This is a genomic window from Sphingobacterium sp. xlx-130 (genome assembly GCF_011007405.1).
Taxonomy (GTDB): Bacteria; Bacteroidota; Bacteroidia; order Sphingobacteriales; family Sphingobacteriaceae; genus Sphingobacterium; species Sphingobacterium luzhongxinii.
The window spans coordinates 54,188-73,645 of the sequence record NZ_WFKN01000010.1; the positions used below are offsets into that span (position 1 = coordinate 54,188).

12 protein-coding genes are annotated in these 19,458 nt (G+C 42.9%); 6 read left to right on the forward strand and 6 right to left on the reverse strand.

The window, feature by feature from the left end; translation table 11 throughout:
• Positions 1-22 precede the first annotated feature (22 nt).
• A complete protein-coding gene (locus tag G7B18_RS16125; protein ID WP_164111578.1) occupies positions 23-946 on the forward strand; it encodes an AraC family transcriptional regulator in 924 nt (307 codons plus the stop codon).
• Between the two features lie 207 nt (positions 947-1,153).
• Here the strand turns inward: G7B18_RS16125 and G7B18_RS16130 are convergent, their stop codons facing one another.
• From G7B18_RS16130 to G7B18_RS16155, 6 genes are all read right to left on the reverse strand, one after another.
• Positions 1,154-2,365 carry an FISUMP domain-containing protein gene (locus tag G7B18_RS16130; protein WP_164111576.1) on the reverse strand — a complete coding sequence of 404 codons (1,212 nt, stop codon included), beginning with the start codon at positions 2,363-2,365 and terminating at the stop codon, positions 1,154-1,156.
• 8 nt (positions 2,366-2,373) lie between these two features.
• Positions 2,374-3,402, reverse strand: coding sequence for a DUF6528 family protein (locus G7B18_RS16135; RefSeq protein ID WP_164111573.1), 1,029 nt, complete (start codon positions 3,400-3,402; stop codon positions 2,374-2,376).
• Between the two features lie 13 nt (positions 3,403-3,415).
• Positions 3,416-4,999 carry a RagB/SusD family nutrient uptake outer membrane protein gene (locus G7B18_RS16140; RefSeq protein ID WP_164111572.1) on the reverse strand — a complete coding sequence of 528 codons (1,584 nt, stop codon included), beginning with the start codon at positions 4,997-4,999 and terminating at the stop codon, positions 3,416-3,418.
• Between the two features lie 11 nt (positions 5,000-5,010).
• Positions 5,011-8,385 (reverse strand): TonB-dependent receptor, encoded by a 3,375-nt coding sequence (locus G7B18_RS16145; RefSeq protein WP_164111570.1) that lies wholly within the window; start codon positions 8,383-8,385, stop codon positions 5,011-5,013.
• A gap of 99 nt (positions 8,386-8,484) precedes the next feature.
• Entirely contained in the window at positions 8,485-9,534 is a 1,050-nt protein-coding gene (locus tag G7B18_RS16150) for a FecR family protein (protein WP_164123462.1), read from the reverse strand.
• A gap of 45 nt (positions 9,535-9,579) precedes the next feature.
• Positions 9,580-10,137, reverse strand: coding sequence for an RNA polymerase sigma factor (locus G7B18_RS16155; protein WP_164111564.1), 558 nt, complete (start codon positions 10,135-10,137; stop codon positions 9,580-9,582).
• Between the two features lie 364 nt (positions 10,138-10,501).
• Between G7B18_RS16155 and G7B18_RS16160 the strand changes: the two genes are divergently transcribed.
• The 5 genes from G7B18_RS16160 (at position 10,502) to G7B18_RS16180 (ending at position 19,238) form a co-directional block, all read left to right on the forward strand.
• Entirely contained in the window at positions 10,502-13,705 is a 3,204-nt protein-coding gene (locus G7B18_RS16160; protein ID WP_164123464.1) for a TonB-dependent receptor, read from the forward strand.
• A gap of 300 nt (positions 13,706-14,005) precedes the next feature.
• Entirely contained in the window at positions 14,006-14,665 is a 660-nt protein-coding gene (locus G7B18_RS16165; RefSeq protein WP_164111560.1) for a hypothetical protein, read from the forward strand.
• 219 nt (positions 14,666-14,884) lie between these two features.
• On the forward strand, positions 14,885-16,903 hold the full coding sequence (locus G7B18_RS16170) for a BCCT family transporter (RefSeq protein ID WP_205600261.1): 2,019 nt from the start codon (positions 14,885-14,887) through the stop codon (positions 16,901-16,903).
• Between the two features lie 66 nt (positions 16,904-16,969).
• Positions 16,970-17,479: a pyridoxamine 5'-phosphate oxidase family protein gene (locus tag G7B18_RS16175; RefSeq protein ID WP_164111557.1), complete on the forward strand. Its 510-nt coding sequence runs from the start codon at positions 16,970-16,972 to the stop codon at positions 17,477-17,479.
• 241 nt (positions 17,480-17,720) lie between these two features.
• Entirely contained in the window at positions 17,721-19,238 is a 1,518-nt protein-coding gene (locus G7B18_RS16180; RefSeq protein ID WP_164111554.1) for a sulfatase family protein, read from the forward strand.
• Positions 19,239-19,458 lie beyond the last annotated feature (220 nt).

The window sequence follows — 19,458 nt, forward strand, 5'->3', positions numbered from 1 at the left end:
CAATTATGATGGACTAAATTATATGAACAAGAGCGAATATACTTCTAAAATCACCATCCCAGATGCTTACTGGTCGGGTAAAGGCCGAAAAATAATAGTGATCCCATTTCAGCTGTTAAAAACACAAATCGAGGCTAACGCGCTATTAAAGAGCCTGCATATAACCGAAATCGGATATTATCCGAATGCTGCCCAACACTATACACATCGTCAAAAAGGAAGCAAAGACAATATCCTAATCTATTGTACCAAAGGTGAAGGATGGGTAAAATTAAGAGGAGAATCGTATATCATTAAACCCAATAATTTTATCATTCTGCCCAAGAATATTGAACACGAATATGGGGCTTCAACTGAAAATCCTTGGACAATTTATTGGACAATGTTTGGAGGAACTGGAATATCCGAATTAAATGAATTTGGTTTTACGCAGGTAGCTTTCCAGCCCAAAGCTTTTAGATGTCATCAGGAAGCGCTCAAACTATTTGATGATATGTTCACCGTGCTGGAAAGTGGTTATAGTACGCAATACATCGTTTATGTGAATATGCAGTTTTGCAATTTCTTGACATTATTTCTTTTCCAGAATGAATCTATTGTTAAAAAAAACTCCTCCAATCACCAAACCGATATAGTACAAAAAGCAATATCTTACATGCAGTTAAATCTTACTGGAACCGTTACGATTTCGGCTCTTTCTAATGCCGCCGGATGCTCTGTATCAAAACTGTCGAATGTTTTCAAACTAAACACGGGACATACTCCAATAGATTATTTTAATCTTCTTAAAATACAAAAGGCCTGTCAAAGTCTATATTCTACAAACAAACTGGTGAAAGAAATCGCTCTGGAATTAGGATTTTCGGATCAATACTATTTCTCAAGATTGTTTACTAAGTTAATGGGCATCTCACCCAATAATTATAGAAGCCGAAATACGGTTTAGTCCCTACAGGCAACTATGATATCGAAAATTGTATTATAGCACTACCGCTGAGCCAAGCGTTTAGATATCATGGTAATAATTGTTAGACCATACGTTAGCTTTAGGAGGAATGTGGGGATTGTACAAAAAAGAGGGGCTATCTCAAAAAGACAGCCCCTCTTGCTTATTGCTAATGCTAACCTATTGGCAGCCTATTAATAAAACATTTTAATCTATATAATTGGCGACACAACGTATGCAATATCCATTGAGACCAGAATCGGTTCCATTTGAAAAATTAGCATTGCCCGCCCCAATAGTGAGCCTTAATGGATTATTACCGACATTAGCACTAAGAAAGGGCACCCAATGATAGGAATACAGGCCTTCTTGTTGAAAGGCTTTACTAGCTTCATTCCAACGACCATTAGGGAGAATATTAAAGTCGATCTGCTCACTCAATTCTTTGAACAAAGGGTAAGCTCCACTTGGGAAGTTTGAATTGCCACCATAATTAAAGGTAGTGCCTCCCTCCCAAAGCCCACCTGCAGATTGTGGGGAACTTCCTTTAAGGTACGGGCCGACAATCCCCCAATTGGTCAGAGTTATGCTATTTACAACACCTACCTCTCTGCCCCAACCTATGATATAACCGTCTTTACTAGAGCCTACATCCGATAAAACACTACCTGATATGTTGTATTCCGCTTTAATGGCGACCAACAGATCATACCAATCATTGGCATTCGCTAGGTGCCAGCCTTTAGGGCAGGCACCCTGAATCTGTATATTGGCCGAACTCGCTGTTGTTCCATCAAACTTGAATGCATTACCGGCATCATCCACACCAGCATACCCAAACTTATACGGATTCTGAGCTACTGTCGCTTTGGAAATACCTGTTAGGGCTTCAGCCCATGTATACAACCTGCCATAGATAGCTGATTTACTCTCATTATTATCATAGGCCCAACCTAGGTTGCCATCGACGCCTTTTTCGTTCAGATTTTCAATCATCCAGGTCTTAGATCCAAATCTCTTAGTCTTATAGTTATCCAGGCTCGGTGGTGGAGTCAATATCGTGATCTCCTTATAGAACCAACGGGTATAACTACGTTTCTTATTTTTCACAGCTGTAACACCTAGTGATTTGACTGGAATTAAACCTCCTTCAACAGATCCCTGCACCGTAATACGGTTGGTCCCCTGTCCGGATATTAAGGTAAGCATATCGGGCAATTCCCATTGATAGACTACACCCTCGGTCGCATCCGCTATATAAAATTCAAATTCTTGCCCTCCATCAATTGCGAGCGACACCGGTAATGAGGTCTTTATAAAGTCAGGTTGAGCGATAGAATCTTCACTTTCTTTTTTACAGCTCCACAACAAAGAAACAATGAAGAGCACAATCAAACCGTGTAAAAATATATTTTTCATACTCCTGATTAATTTGTCTGTTTATAATTGTGGTTAGATGGATAACTGAACGGATTGTGGATAAACCAGCGTGCTTTATACATCTTATACGAATCCTTGAAGAAAGCACTACTACCCCTGATATTAATTATTCTATTGGTCCAGTACGAAGTAGTGGGCTCGACAATGATCGTACCAAATCCTGCAGGGCCATCGCTTATGGATTTAATGTTGCGCTTCGAATAAGGATGCTCCATAAATTTTCCGCTGTTTATATCAAAAATATAGATCTTGGAACTCGTGGTCAGGTAAAGTTCCTCCTTACCATAGACTGGAAACATATCATGCGGATCTCTGTCAGGAAGTGTATAAAATTTGCTTCCCTTGGTCAAACTAAGGTCGCCTCCGTTATTTTCATACGTAAAAGTGTAAAGGTTTTGGTCATCGGTAGACCATAGTATATTCCTTTTGTAATCCCACACCACATTATGTGCAAATGTCTGGTTATAGCGTTTGTGCTCCTTGGCTACATAAGCATTCAAAGAATCAACTTTGTAGAGTTTTAGGGCATCACCCTGTCCATTGGAAGCTATACTGCTAGCCATCACGATGTTACCATCCGGAAGAAGCTCTGCAGAATGAGGATTTCCCGGATCTCTCGTATAAAACATAAGCTTCTTATCGCTGATCCTGACTAAAGCAACCCCACCACTTGATGCGGTGAGTAGTATATACTGCTTCTGATAAACGGCTTTTGCCTCATCAATCTCTTTAAACCAAGCCGCTTGGGTACTATTGAGATGTTCGCTAGCCTTCCAGTTCCAAAGCACTCCTTTGCTCAGTGAATCTATGATGACCACTTGCCCCTCGGACTGCTCACTGATAAGGATCGGCCGTTGACTATCTTTAAGAGCTGGTACGGGATGACTCTCTTCACTACTATCGCCAAATGGGTCTGAAAAGTCTAATATAGGATTCTTTTCTGCAGTGCAAGACAGTACAAGCACCATCAAGGGCAGCACCCATAGTTTTAAATAAATTCGCAAATTAATCTTCATGTGTATGTCTTATTTATTCACCCCAACCTGGGTTATTTGGTTTAAGATTCGGATTCAATTCTATTTGAGAGCTGGAAACAGGCCACCAATAATCCCTAGCCGGATTAAACGAGCGGGAAATAATGATAGCGCCATCAAATTTCTTAATACTTTGGTTCATCTCCTTTTCGGCTAGTTTCCAACGTCTAAGATCGTTGTAATAAAGACCCTCACCGGCAAACTCTACCCGACGCTCGTACCGTATATGTGTTCGCAACAAATTCTGGTCAGCTCCCGGAAAAGAAAGAGCTGTTGGCGCTGTAAATCCAACCCGCTTCCTGATTTCCCCAATAGTATTTGCCCAAGTCGTAGCGTCCAAGCGTCCAAGCTCATTCATCGCCTCAGCATACATCAATAATATATCGGCATAGCGTAGCACCATATAGTTGATCTCGGACATATTCTCTCCAATTTGAGCCTGTTCGGTAGTCACTGCAGCAGCATCATAAATGCTGTATTTCTTAAAGGTATAACCGGTCTGTATCACCTTGAATACAATGTTGCTACCATTGGTTTTTACGGTCTCGCCCATAAATGTAGAACCAGGGTACACGATAGTCATCTTAAACCTAGGATCTAAATTTTCGTATGCCGCCGAATTGGCAAAGCTTGAACTAGCCCTCGGTTTGCCATCGATCATCCAATAGGCATCCTCAAGGTCCTTAAGTGGAGCAGCATTATTATATTGCCGCAAGGTAATATCGAAGCTACTTCCTAAGTTTGGTTCGTTGACATTTTGTATATCAAATATACTTTCTCTTCCATTTTCACCACTCAATAAGAACAGTTGTCTATAATTGGGATTAAGACTATACGTATTTAGGTCCATCACCTGTTTAGCGGCGGCAGCGGCCGCTTCCCAACGGTCAGTAGCATGATCAGGATTCAACAAAGGAGATGCTTCAAAAAGCAAAAGACGAGCCTTTAATGCCAAGCTTGCACCCCGTGTGGGCCTACCGATATCGCCATTCTGGCTGTAACGCACAGGAAGCAATGTGGCAACCTCATCCAATTCTTTCAGGATGAAATCAGCAACCTCTGCATGAGCCGTGCGTGGGTAGTCTTTCTGTTCTAACTCTGCTTCTTTCAGAATCAGTGGTACATCCTTGTAATAAGTGATCAATATCTGATACAAGAGTGCCCTCAGAAAGCGTGCTTCAGCCTTCATCTGCATAATCTCAGGTTTCGAAAGCTCCTGATTCTTGTCGATATTGTCTAACAAAGCATTACACCGACCGATACCGCGGTAGGCTGCTGTCCATCGTCCATTGAACAATGCCAGATCTGGCGTCTGTGTGCCTAAGGCCACACTATTCCAACCCAGTCTATTATCGTAATTATAAGCGTTGGAACTGGCCGATTCTTCCCAAAGAGGGGATCCATTACCAAATAAATACTGATCTTTTAAAGCGGCATAGCACCCCGTGAGCCCTGCCTTAGCCGTCTTGGCGCCTAACCAAAAAGTCTCTTGGTCATACTTGTCCGTCGGCGATACTGTCAGTTCGCAGGATGAAAGACTGATCGCTACAACAACACATAAAAATATATTCTTAATCATGGGATATCTTCTTAAAAATTCAAATTCAATCCTATACTATAACTTTTCAGATTCGGATATTCATACAAATCTCCTTTGGTGGTGGTCAATTCAGGATCCCACATCTTAAATTTGCTCCAAGTCAAGAGATTCTGACCACTGATATACAGCGCAGCCTTGGCTATGTGCACCCGTTCCAACCATCTTAATGGCAGGTTATAAGTCAGTGAGATATTCTTCATCCTCAAATAGGAGGCATCTCGCAACCAAAAGGTGGAGTTAATAAAGTTTTCACTGGCATCGGTATAGGTAGTGAGCAACGGTAACTCGGCCTGTGGGTTGGAAGGTGTCCACGAGTCCCGAGCCCAATCTTCTGTAACACCAGCTCCATTATTGAACGGAAAAGCGACATTACCAGTAGGATAAACATCAACATTGGCAACGCCCTGAAACTGTGCATCCAGCATGACCTGCCCGTAGCCCAGACTAGCCGAGAATCCATAGTTATAATCCGGTATGGTACTGCCAGTAACTATCTTATCCGCATCGTCTATATAATTGTCTCCATTGTTGTTGTTGTATCGTATGTAGCCTGGCCGCAACTTGGACCGCGTACCATAAACGGCCTGCGCATTATCAATTTCCGCTTGGTTCTGATAATAACCATCTGCCTGATAAAGGTAATACGAATTGATAGAGTGTCCTTCTTTAATGATATAACGTCCAGAGATAATCTGCTGATCGGCAATATCTATCACTTTATTCTTGACATAAGATACTGAACCCTGTATGCCATAATTAAATAGTCCCACCTGATCTGCATAATCGACAGCCAGCTCCCAGCCCTCATTATCCACCTTGCCTAAGTTGACCGTTGGCCCGGATAGTCCACCAACCTGACTCGGAATTGCTATGGCACGTAGAATGTCGTAAGTACGTTTGTAAAAATAATCCCCCGTAATATTCAGTTTGTTCCAAAGGTTTATGTCAAGACCAATATTATAGGCTGTAGTCGACTCCCAACGGATATTTCTATCTGCCAATGCGGAAGTCGCCGCACCGCCGGCAGTCACCCCACCAAAGCTATAGTTGTAGCTATTATTGATATTGACGGTACTGTTATATGCTCCATTAGTCACGGCTTGATTTCCCAACTTGCCGAGCGACCCACGTATCTTTAGGCGTTCGATGGCTTTGCTATTGAAAAAATCTTCCTTGCTGAGCATCCAACCTAAAGACATGGACGGGAATAGAGCCCATTGATTGCCTGGGGCAAATCTAGAGGATCCATCATACCGAAGACTGCCCTCTACCATATATTTTTGTTGGTAATCATAAGCAACACGAGAATAAAGAGAAGCTAAGATATCTTTGGATGAACCTCCAGTAGCTTGCGCATTTGTTTGGTCAGAAAGGGCATTCAGTTCGTACAGACTATTATCATAAAAGCCCCAATTGTAGGCCTGAAATCCTCTGCCGTCATTGATCTGATAATCCTGTCCAAACATGGCATGTATATTATGCTGCCCCAATTCCTTCTCAAAGACCAACCTGTGTGATAGTGTAAATTGCTTCTCTAATGAGTCCCAGTCTTTGATACGCGGAGCCGTACTATTGAAATTTTTAATATCTCCGGTTTTAGGATCTACGGTATACATCTGCGGTATAAAGTCTTTGCTGAAATGATCTACACGACGATAGCCCAAGGTACTATGATAGGTCAGATTTAACGGGAGCTTGTACGCTATGTTGAAATTGGTCAGCGTCTCTTGATAGTCGCGATAGGTAAATCCTTGCTCGACCTCCATCCGTGGATTCTCAACATTGTTACGCCCTGGTGTGTAAAGCCAACTGGCACCATAAAGGTTATTTTTGTGATAGTCGGATATAATTGGTAATCCACGCATAATCACACCAAACACCGTACCCGTACCGTAGCCCACTTCATTGAACTCTCTCAAATTACCTATGATACCTGCATTAATCTTCAATCTAGGCGTAGCCTGCGCAGATACTTTGACATCAAATGAGTAACGCTTGGCATCATCATTAGCGATGAATATCCCCTGTTGATTCATATAACCACCGCCAACTGTGAATGTATACTTGTCTCCACCTCCCGAAACCCGGGCATTGTACTGCTGTAAGAAACCATTATCCAAGGCGATATCAAACCAATTGGAGGCTGGATATACCGATGGGTCGGTTCCCATTCCCGATCTATACTCATCAATCTGTTCTTGGGTGTAGCTCAATGCTGCCTTACCAGAGTTAGCCTCTGCCCTATTTCGCATCTGCATATAAAGGATTGGATCGTTAACGACCTTTGGTAAAAAACTAGCTTGCTGAATACCGGTATGACTCCGCAATTCGATCTTGGTTTTTCCTGCATGTCCTTTTTTGGAGGTGATAAGAATCACGCCATTGGATGACTTAGAACCGTAAATAGCGGCCGATGCATCTTTTAGAACTGTGATTGTCTCTATGTCCGCTGGATCGATCTCATCAAAGTTGTACTCGATACCATCCAACAAGACGAGTGGATTAGCATTGTTCAAAGTATTTACGCCCCGGATACGGATGGTCGTTGCATCTTTACCTGGCTTGGCCCCAGCTTGATTAATCCAGAGCCCTGAGGTCCCATACAATGCCTGTGAAGCATGCGTCAAGGTCTGCTTTTCTTTATCCACCATATTGACGGTAGACACCGAACCATTGACCAGATCCCGCTTTATCGCACGATAGCCGACTACGACTACCTCGTCTACAGCCGCTGACACTTCCTTCATAAAAACCTCTATTTTAGCTTGATCTGCTTTTAACTCTAATCTTTCAAAGCCCAAATAGGTAAATATTAAGATTGGTATTGCAGTAGATACTTTCAAAGAAAATGTTCCATTCTCATCCGTTATCGCTCTGCCTGGACCACCACTCTCTATCACTGAGACCCCCTTTAATATCTCTCCCGCTGCATTCCGAACTACTCCAGTAACAGTATGCTGTTGCACCTCCTGTGATCTTAAAAGATCTGTACTTGTTGCATAAGAAGAATTCGGTACAATCGTAATCTGACCGTCAGATTCTTTGAATGTCAGGTGATGTTTGGAAAGCTCTTTGGATAAGACCTCCTTGAAATCCCGGTTTTTGGTATTGACGGTAATCCGCTTGTTAGCAATCAACTGGTCGGAGTACAACAGAGCTACATCAACCTGTGTCTGTACATGTTCTAAGAATTGCTTTAATGTCGCGTTTTCCATTTTTATCGTGACGCGTTGAGGAAAGGCAAGTGCACTGATTGACAAAAAGATACCTGTCAATGCTAATGTTCCGATTTTCATACTATAGCTCAGTTGTGACGGCAAACGCCATCGAGCGGGCATATATTGCGCCGCCTGTTTTTTTTTCATAATTTTGAATAGATTAAATTGTGCAAAACGATTTATTTATCAACGGATAAAGGGGAGGTGCAACTCCTCTTTATCTTCTTTGTTTCATCTCTTTTAGTCTTACTTCTTTCTGATCCAGACCTCCTTTTCTATTTGTGTGATTTCATAATCTTTCAATTCGTAGAGACTGCTGAGCGAACTCACAATATCCACATCAATATTAAGCCTGCCCGAATATGCTACCTGTAGCGCTCTAAGCTGACTGTCTAAATGTATCTTTACATTGTATACACGCTCCAACTTGCGCGCGAGCGCATCTATACTCAATCGCTGCAGAACTAATTGGCGCTTGGTCCAGAGTATATCATCCCCGTTGGCTTTACGATTAATACTTATCTTGCTTTGCTTGCTGTCGAAATCGACCCGCTCTCCTGGTTTCATCTTTATTTCACCAAAGAGGCCTTTGGTACTCTGTAGCGCTATCGACCCCGTAAGTAGCTCTATGGTAGTATGACTATCCTCTTCGTACGAATTGACATTAAAGGTAGTACCCAAGACATTTATTGATGTCTGTGCGGTACGCACGACAAAGGGAAGTCCATTATGTGCGATATCAAAGTATCCCTCTCCATTGAGGTATACTTCGCGCGTCCCCTGACTCATGTCGTTTCTAAACGTAAGGTAAGATCCTGCATTAAGCCAAGCCGTGGATTTATCCGGGAGGATGAAAGCCTGCCGCTTGCCATAGGGAACATACACGGTCGAATAAACGGGAACTTTGTCCATATCAGGGATGATGTGACCTTCCAGACTTAACGCAGTATTCACTCCGTCGGTGTTGAGCGGATTGACCATGCTACTGTCCCGGCCATTGACCGAAGAAATCAGTAACATCTCATCGGCTGCCCCAATAGCATCTTCATTCTGCCGGGCAATGTACATGATATTCAGCTCTGGGGCTGTTTTTTTTGAGTTCTGTTGAAGATAGAATAAAAAGAATAGACTTAAGGCCGCAGCAATACCGGCAGTGTAACTAAGCATACGCTTGGTGCGTCTCTTTCGGTGCTGTCTTCGTATCGATTGATACAGTGCAGACTTGGCCCCGGTATCAAACAAATCATTTGAGCCAAGATTAAATATTTTCTTATATTGTTCTTTCTTTCTGTCCACAACAAGTGCTTTACTTATATAGAGCAGCAACTGTCGTTTTATAGACTATGAATTGTTAAAAAAAACAAAAAAAATAACAGATAGTGCCTCGGGCGAGCTTAATTCCAGCCGGAGCTGCTTCAATCCTCTAAACGATAGGGTTCTGCAGGTCTCGACATTGACCCCCATCATATCCGAAATATCTTCGTACCCGAAGTCCATATAGTACCGTAAGAACAGGACTTCTTTTTGGCGGCCGGGTAGTTGTTCAAATTTTTCACGCAACAGGCTTATCTGTGCCTCCTTGAACTCCTCTTGTTCAAGGTCACTGTCTTCGGCCCAATTGAGGATTTCCTGCAATTGCACTTGGCTCAACTTATCCTGTGCAGACTTATTACGAAGCAGCCGGCGGCGCAAAGATGCAAAAAGGTAGTATTTGACGTTGACCTGTTTGGCTATTTTTGGATTACCAAACAGATCCCCGAAGAGATCGTGTATACAGTCGATAACAGTAGCATGGTCTGTGTGGTAATGGGTTCCATAGGTATACAGATCGTCAACGAATTCGTTATAAATCTGCTCAAATGCAGTGGTGTCCCCTTCTATAAATTTAACCCAAGACATAGCTAATTTATGTTTTTTAATGGCTTAAAAAGCTTTAGCAAAGTTTGATAAATTGTATTAATTGTATGTTACCTCAAAGTTATCTTCAGGTTTACTTTTTGCTGAATGGTTTATAAATCAGGTGCAAGTTAACTATTTTATCCAATTATTTGAGTATCATATCTAGTAGCTGTTGAAAAAAAGCATAAGTTGGAAATCTATGTAACAACGAAATCTTTTTTTAGCATTATCGGACGCAATAAGAAATCCGGCAGGTAGAATATGCTTAATATCGGGTTAACCAAACCATAACAACTTATTAGCTATCCACACGCATTCTCTTAACATGAGACTCCTAAGTTTGTCTCGACTCAAATTAGATTATATGCTAAAACATCTACATCAACTTTACAAGCAACCGCTGTACTTTCTCCTGACGACAGTTACGTTGCTCTTTCACTTGCAGGCGAATGCCCAAGGGACACAAGCCTCTATCAACGGACGCGTCACTGATGAAAATGGCGAAACGGTAAGCAATGCCACAGTCCGTGTACGCCACAGCGCCACCGGATTTACCACAACTACTGTTACCAACGAACGTGGGGTATACGATATCAAACAATTACCCCTCGGCGGGCCTTACATCGTCATTGTAAAATCACTTGACAAAGGCGAAGGATCGGCAGCTGGCGTACAGCTTAACCAGGGCGATGTGGCACTGGTAAATGTAGCCCTTATCTCTAGCTCCCGCATGCTGGACGTCGTAGAGGTTAAGGCCAATGCCTTGCAAAACACAAAAGACTACCTGGGTGCAGCAACGGCATTTTCGTCCAAAGACATTCGCTCACTACCGGTCAACGGACGTAACTTTACATCGCTAACCGATCTATCTCCTCTTTCAAGTGGAGGAAGTATATCGGGGCAACTGGGATCGTCGACCAACTTTACCATCGATGGTATGAATGCAAAAAACCCTACATCTGCTGGGTCAACCACCAGCAGAAGCGGCGCTCCTTACTCCATCTCTATGGAAGCAGTGCGCGAATTTAAAGTCGTGACCAACCAATACGATGTGACCTTTGGTCGTAGCGGCGGTGGCACCATATCGGCTGCAACTAAGGCTGGTACCAATACGCTGACGGGGTCGGTATTTGGATTTGGACGCGCCGATTGGTTGACCAGCAATTATGATATCAGAGGCAACAAACGTATCGGAGACTATTCAACCTACCAATTTGGATTTTCTTTGGGCGGACCGATTATTAAGGACAAGCTTCACTATTTTGTGGTGTGGGACAGGCAGCAGGACAACCGCTCTCTATTGATCGCTGATGTACGCTCTACATCCAACGAGGAGCTTTATAAAATCAGTGCGACTACGCTCGATCGCTATCTGGGTATAGCGCGCAATAAATATGGTGTTTCTGAGCAACCGCAGACAGGGGCTATCGGGAAAAAGAGAACGTCTGACGCGGTATTCTTACGACTGGACTACCAACTCAACGAAAAGAACTTATTGACACTACGCAACAACCTCACCTATGACTACAACCCAATGGGGCTGGGCGATAATACCAGTATCAATATCCTAGAGTCTTATGGAAATGACAAAAATTTTGACAACAGCTTATTAACGACATTACGGACATCAATATCTCCTCGCGTCACCAACGAGCTAAAGGCGCAGTATCTCTATGTCTATCAGAATAGTACCCAAAGTGACTTGATCGGTAAAAACTATATCCCAAGAGCTATAGTCGAAAACGTAGCTTCGGATATCAACGGCAAATCGCTGGCTACCAATATACAGCTGGGAGGGCATCGTTTTGCACAGGAAAGTTTCCGCAATCATGTATTTCAAGTATCGAACAACCTCTACTACGATACAGACTTTGCAAAGTATACATTTGGTGCCGACCTGATGACGACCTACTCTAACTCGATCTATGGCTCGGAAGTTAATGGACGGTTTCACTTCACCACCACCGCCAAAACAGCGACAACACCAGCTATAGGTTCGCTGGATAACTTTGAAAACCTAAAACCTTACCGCTACTACCGCGAGGTACCTTTGAAAGATGATATTTCGGTTAAAGGAACTATTGCAAATATTGGTCTATACGGGCAAATGAAAAAGAACCTAATGGCCGGACTGGAAATGACGGCAGGTGTACGTTTGGACTATGCATCGTATCCAAAAGCGACCTTCAATCAACTGGTTTTTGACGAACTAGGTATACGTACCGATAATAAAATAAGTTCATTCATCGTGCAGCCAAGACTTCAGTTCTCCTGGGATATTAACGAAAATCAGACAGATTTTCTACGTCTAGGTGCAGGTATCTTTGCCTCGGATCTGAATAACTACATGGTGATCAACAACCTAACATTCGATGGGTCTAACCTAGCGACGGTAGATGTACGCGGAGCCGATGTGCCTACGCCGGATTTTTATGCTTACAGACAGGATCAAAATGCGATCCCTTCATTGGCCCAGTATCAACTGCCGACAATAAACTATACGGGCGATGACGTGAAGGTGCCTACGGTTTACAAAGCAAATATCAATTACAGCAAATTCGTAACCGATCGGTTAAAAGTCGGTATCACCGGATTTATGACTTTAGGACGCAACAACTATACATACATAGAGCGGAACATGGTGGACCAGCCCTACTTCCGTCTGGCAAACGAAGCCAATCGTGGTGTATTCGTACCCGCAGACCGTATTGATAATAAGACAGGGCAACCTGACTGGAAAGATGCACGCAAATCCAGTAAATTGGGACGTGTGCTGGAGCTGACAAGTATCGGCAAAATTAACCAATATGCCGTGGTATTGGACGCAACATACAACTATTTTAAAGATGGTACCATCACCGCTAGTTACACGTGGAATGACACCAAAGACAATACTTCTTTTAATGGAAATGTAGCTAATACCGCAACACTCGTCCAACCGGTAGTGGATGACCCTAGAAATCTTAGTATGATCACCTATTCGGACAACCAGTTCCGCCATAAGGTGGTTACATACGGTACATTACCGACATTTTATGGCGTACAGGTAGGCGTACGCTACACAGGGCTGGGAGGCACACGCTATACCTTACGGTCCGGGGCCAACACAAATGGTGATTTTGTGACACCTAATAATGATCTGGCTTATATCTTTGACTGGACAGATGCTACTATTCCTGAAAACATCACTAAGGGCTTCAACGGTATCCTGGATAATCCAGAAGCCAGCCAGAGCCTTAAAGATGTATTGACAAAATATAAAGGTCGCATCGCAGAACGCAATGCCGGCGAGAACAGCTTCTACGGCACGGTAGATCTCCGTGTCGCGCGCAACTTCAAATTTTACAAATCTCATGGAATAGAAGTTTCTGCCGAAATATTCAACCTAGGCAACTTGTTGAATAAAGAATGGGGAATCAACCACTCATTGGGCAACCAGACCTTATACAAGGTCAATTCCTTTGACGCGGCCAAGCAGGAGTTTGTATACAACGTTAACTCCGTAGGTGCAAAAGGTTATTCAGGTAGCCCTTATCAAATACAACTGGGATTACGATACGCCTTTTAAAAAAGATAATCCCGTCTTACGACAGTTGAGATGCCGGCCTGGACTATACGAGTTCAGACCGGTTCTTTTTTGCCAACAATGTTTTTGATTTTGTTACATTCCTACTGACTGAATTTACGTCTTAAGAAATTAAGAATAACCCGCAAAAAAAGGCCAATAGATCCACAAACAGACCGAAATTACAATACTAACTTGTACAATTGCTGCAAAAAAAATTGAAAGGTAAAAATAAATTTTTTACCTTAGCCGAGCTTGATTCCTCAAAATAAGGACAATAAGCCTAAAGATACCAAATATAACATGAGAAACATTGCCCAGAAATTCAAATCTTGGTTTAGAAAAGTACAGGATAGCCTTTTGAAAGAAGGTTCGAATATCGATCGTAATGCTAATGCAAAACTAAACCAGTTTAAACAAGCGGCAACCAGCACAATGGATATGCCCAATGATTTTGTAGACAAACATCTGTATTGCCGTATGGATCCTGCGGACAAAAAAACGCCGAAGTGCCTCCCCTTGCGATCGTTCCCTAAAAAGGATTTCTACAACTGCTTTGGGTGGCAACTACACCCTTATGACAACCAAAAGCTATCGGAATATATCGATGCTAATCCAATACTGAAACGTATACAGACCAACAGTATACTAACTGGAGCAAGTGAGGCGGATATTTTAATCCTTACCAGTGGGTCGGGCAAATATCATATCGATAGCTTCCTCTGCGATATTGATACCTCGGAAAAAATAGTCATCATCGCCTCCGTCCGGGAGCTGGATAGCGTCAAGCAGGATATCAACCATCGCATAGACGGGCATTTCAATAAACTGAAACCTTTTTCGAAGGCCGATTTTAATACGCTTATCGACGAGATTATCTCGAAGGCACACGCAGCGCAACCAGTCGAAAATATGGTTAAGAAACGAATGAAAACGTCTACAACTGATCGGATAAGATTGTAGAATCGAAAAAGCGCATTCTTTTTCTTACCTTTGCCCCAGTGCGCCAACTGGATAATTTCTCATTTCATCCCTTTGTAGGCCGTTAATCTGTAATAATAGCGCACGCCTTTGGTCTACTATCGAAATCCTGGAGCAGGAAATTATTGTGAACATAGTTAAAAAAAGAAAGTCTCCTCCTGAAACAAAAGCAGGGTATCATCTGTTTATGTTTCAACACACATGATGATTAAATTTCCCAAAATAAGAACTACGCTCAGTAAAGGGGTCACACTTCCTAGCCTGATTTTCATACTGGGCATATGTATACTTTCCGCAACCTTCCCTTTACTCACCCAGAATCTGCTCCATACCGTCAAATCTTTCATCTTTGTCAACCTCAACTGGGTATATGTATGGGCCGTGACGATATTCGTCATCTTTCTGGTATACCTGATGTTCAGCAAATATGGCAACATCAAGCTCGGTAGCAATGACAGCAAGCCTCAGTACTCTTTCTTCTCCTGGGTATCCATGCTTTTTTCTGCAGGAATGGGAATTGGCCTGATGTATTTTAGCGTTGCCGAACCTATGCAGCATTATTCAGATCCTGTCTTTGATGGCAATACACTAATCAATAGGGCCAAAAACGCTCAACTGTATACCTTCTTTCACTGGGGCATACATGCTTGGGCTATATATGGTATGGTCGGGTTATCTCTGGGCTACTTTGCTCACCGCTACCGTTTGCCACTATCACTACGTAGTGGATTTTACCCATTGCTGAAGGACAAGATCAGCGGCCGCTGGGGCAATGCTATTGATGTATTCGCTTTGTGCAGTACCTTTTTCGGAATCACAACCACCTTGGGCTTTGGTGTCGTACAGATCAGCTCTGGACTACAGACTTTGGGCATCATACCAGAAAATAGTTTTTTATATCAGCTCATCATTGTTGCCATACTTGTATCATTAGCCATTTTCTCGGCCGTAACCGGTGTTGACAAGGGGGTACGGATATTGAGTAATGTGAACGTAGCAGGCGTAATCCTGCTCCTATTGGCAGTACTCTTGTTGGGCCCTACGGTATACCTCATTGGAAGCTTCACCGAGGGATTGGGCAACTATTTTAATAATTTTTTTAACCTGACTTTCGGGACGCACGTCTACGAACAAGATACGTTACCTTGGTTTTATAACTGGACCATCTTATATTGGGCTTGGTGGATCTCCTGGTCTCCCTACGTCGGACTATTTATCGCCAAGATATCCAAGGGACGTACCATACGCGAGTTTATTGCTGCTGTACTGATCCTACCGACCCTATTCAACTTTATCTGGATGTCCGTCTTTGGCAATAGCGCCATGTGGATTGACCTTCACATAGCCGATGGTGCCCTTAGTAAGCTCGCAGCAGATCCTGATGCGCTGATGTTCCGTTTCTTCGAATACCTACCGCTATCCACAATCTTTAGCTTCGTAGCTATATCGATCATAGTTATATTCTTTGTCACCTCGGCCGATTCGGGCATTTTTGTAATGAATGGTATTGCTACAAAAAATGCAAAAATATCTCCCAAATGGCAGGTCGTATTCTGGGGAATCCTCCTAGCGACTCTAGCTCTCTTGCTCTTGAATGCCGGGGGGCTACAGGCACTGCAAAGTATGACGCTGATCACAGCGCTGCCCTTTTCTATCATCATACTGCTATTCATCGTTAGTCTGGTCAAAGCGCTGGCCATAGACAGGAGCTACTACGAGCGGGACTTCTCCGCCTCTACCGTCCCATGGTCGGGTGAATCTTGGAAAGAACGTCTCAAACAGATTGTCTCCTTCAAGGATAGCAAGACCGTCGACAAGTTTATACTGACAACTGTCAGATCGGCCTTTGACGAACTGAAACAAGAGTTTATGGCCAATGGCATCGAAGCCAAAATAAATACGTTTGAAGAACCGTTGCAAATCGAGATTGAGATACACCACGATGTGGTCAACAACTTTGTGTACGGTGTCAAAAATCAGGCCCGTGAGGTATCCGACTACCTGCTCTCCGAAAACAACCTGCCTGACATACGTGAAGAAGAAAACCATTTTCCAAAATCCTACTTTGGAGATGCCCGTGAGGGATACGACGTACAGCTTTTTACCAAAAACGAACTAATATCCGACGTACTGAAACACTACGAGCGATTTATAGAAATCATTGTCGAAGAACGTAATGAAATGTTTATCAGTATTAATGCAAATAGGAGGATGAAGTAGATTATGCCGGTGATAATTTCATATGAACTTTTTGAGCGCAACACTGTTCTCTGATAAATAGCGATTATGAGCACAGAACATATCTCCAATCCCAAAGAGGGAATAGCAAAGATAAAAGAACTGGCGGAAGGTATTGACTTTTGTTTTTTCAGTTCAGATTTAAAAAGCGAATTTATCGACTCCACACCGATGAGCGTGCAAGAGGTTGATAAGCGAGGTTACATTTGGTTTCTCGCTTCCAAAGACAGTACAAAATGCAATAACATTGTCAAAAGTAGTACCGTACAGCTCTATTTTGCAGCTCCTAAAGATTTCAAATTTTTGACTGTTTACGGTAATGCTGACCTTGTTCATGATCAAAATCGGGTGGATAGATACTGGAATAAGGTGACCGAAGGCTGGTTTGAGAAAGGTCGGGAAGATCCGAATATTATTTTGATCCGGGTCAAACCTGTAAAGTCACACTATTGGGACACCAAACACCATAAACTTGCTTCCTACGCCCTGACATTGCTCAGTGCTGTAAGTGGTACTAACAACGATCAGGGAATACACGGCGATATCGAAATTAAATAATTTTCAACGATCATATTCTTACAGCAAAAAGGGGCTGTCTCAAAAAGACAGCCTCTTTTCGTCTTCAACAGCGGTCTAGCCTAGCTGGTAGCAATGTGACCGAAGCCTTGTGGCGTGCAAAGCGTTATAAAGTTACAGCGGCAAAAATGAGCAAATCTCTATTTGATAGCTTAATAATTAACCCTAGTTTTGAAAGAACGAAAAGTGTAAATAAACCCTAAACTGAAATAAGAAATAAGAAATGAGAAAAATAATCCTAACTGCTGCTTTGATTTTTAGTGGGGCTGGTCTGTTCATGGCTTCAGCACAACAAAAGAAACCTAACGTAGTGCTTATTTATGTAGATGACTTGGGTTATGGGGATCTCAGTAGCTATGGTGCAACCAAAATTAAGACCCCCAATGTGGATCGTATAGCACAGCAGGGAACCCGTTTTACCAATGCACACAGCACCTCGGCCACCTGTACCCCCTCGCGATTCGCGCTGATGACAGGAATATACCCTTGGCGGCAACAAGGTACAGGTGTACTGCCCGGCGACGCCAAGCTTATAGTGCCGACAGATAAAGCGACATTGCCCAAAGTGTTTAAGAATGCAGGTTACAGCACCGCAATTGTAGGTAAATGGCACCTGGGCCTAGGCACACAGGTGGAGAAAAACTGGAATGAGTCCGTAAAACCGGGACCTAATGAGGTGGGCTTTGACTATTCATTTATATTTCCAGCCACGGCAGACCGCGTGCCCACTGTTTTTCTGGAAAATCACCATGTACTAGGACTTGAACAAGATGACCCCATACAGGTCGATTATAAAAATAAAGTAGGCAATGATCCTACCGGCAAAGAACGCCCTGAACTGCTCAAAATGCGTTCGTCACCGGGCCAGGGACATGACAATACAATTGTCAATGGAATAGGTCGAATTGGCTATATGGCTGGTGGCCACAAAGCGAGATGGGTTGATGAAGAAATAACGGGAACATTTTTACATGTGGCACAAGATTTTATCTATAAAAACAAAGAAAACCCTTTCTTCCTGTTGTTTGCTCTCAATGAACCACATGTACCCCGCATGCCGTCTACCTATTTTAAAGGAAAAAGTGGATTGGGATACCGCGGTGATGCCATACTACAACTGGACTGGACCGTAGGTAAAGTGCTGGATCAACTCGAGCAGTTGGGAATTGCCGATAATACCATCGTTATCTTTAGCAGTGATAATGGACCTGTACTGGATGATGGCTATGTGGATGGTGCAGTGACACAACTAAATGGACATACCCCTGCGGGGCAATTGCGTGGTGGCAAATACAGTATTTTCGAGGCAGGCACGCGTGTACCATTTATCGTTTCTGGACCAGGTGTGACCAAAAATCAGGTGTCTGATGCTTTATACTGTCAAATCGATCTTGTGGCTTCGATGGCTCAACTTTTGGGGCAAAAGATCCCTAAAGAATCGGTAGACTCAGCGCCCTTAGCAGCCGCTTTGTTGGGTAAAGACCTTAAAGGCCGCAAACACCTTGTCGAGCACGCGGGCACTCTCGCTATCATTCAGGGCGACTGGAAATATATCGCGCCAAGTAATGGACCGGCTTATTCTAAACTAACGGATACCGAAACGGGAAATAATCCGGAACCACAGCTTTATAACTTAAGACAAGATATCGGCGAAAAAAACAACTTGGCACGGACAAATCCGGAAAAAGTCAATGAACTAAAAACGCTCCTAGAAAAGGAAAAAGCAAAAAAGGAACGTTAGTGTTCCTTTTTTGCTTTTTTCGGATCTTTACAATGATCGATAGCAGCTTTTAAATTCAGCTATCTTTTGTATCATTTCAGGTACTTCTTGGTTCATTTATTTTATCGATTATGGTTCTTTAAATTGCGATGAAATCTACTAAAACAACTTAAAAACATGTATTTTTATTCAACACCTCCTATGCAGCTGGAGGACCAGAGACATAAACTGATTTAAGTTA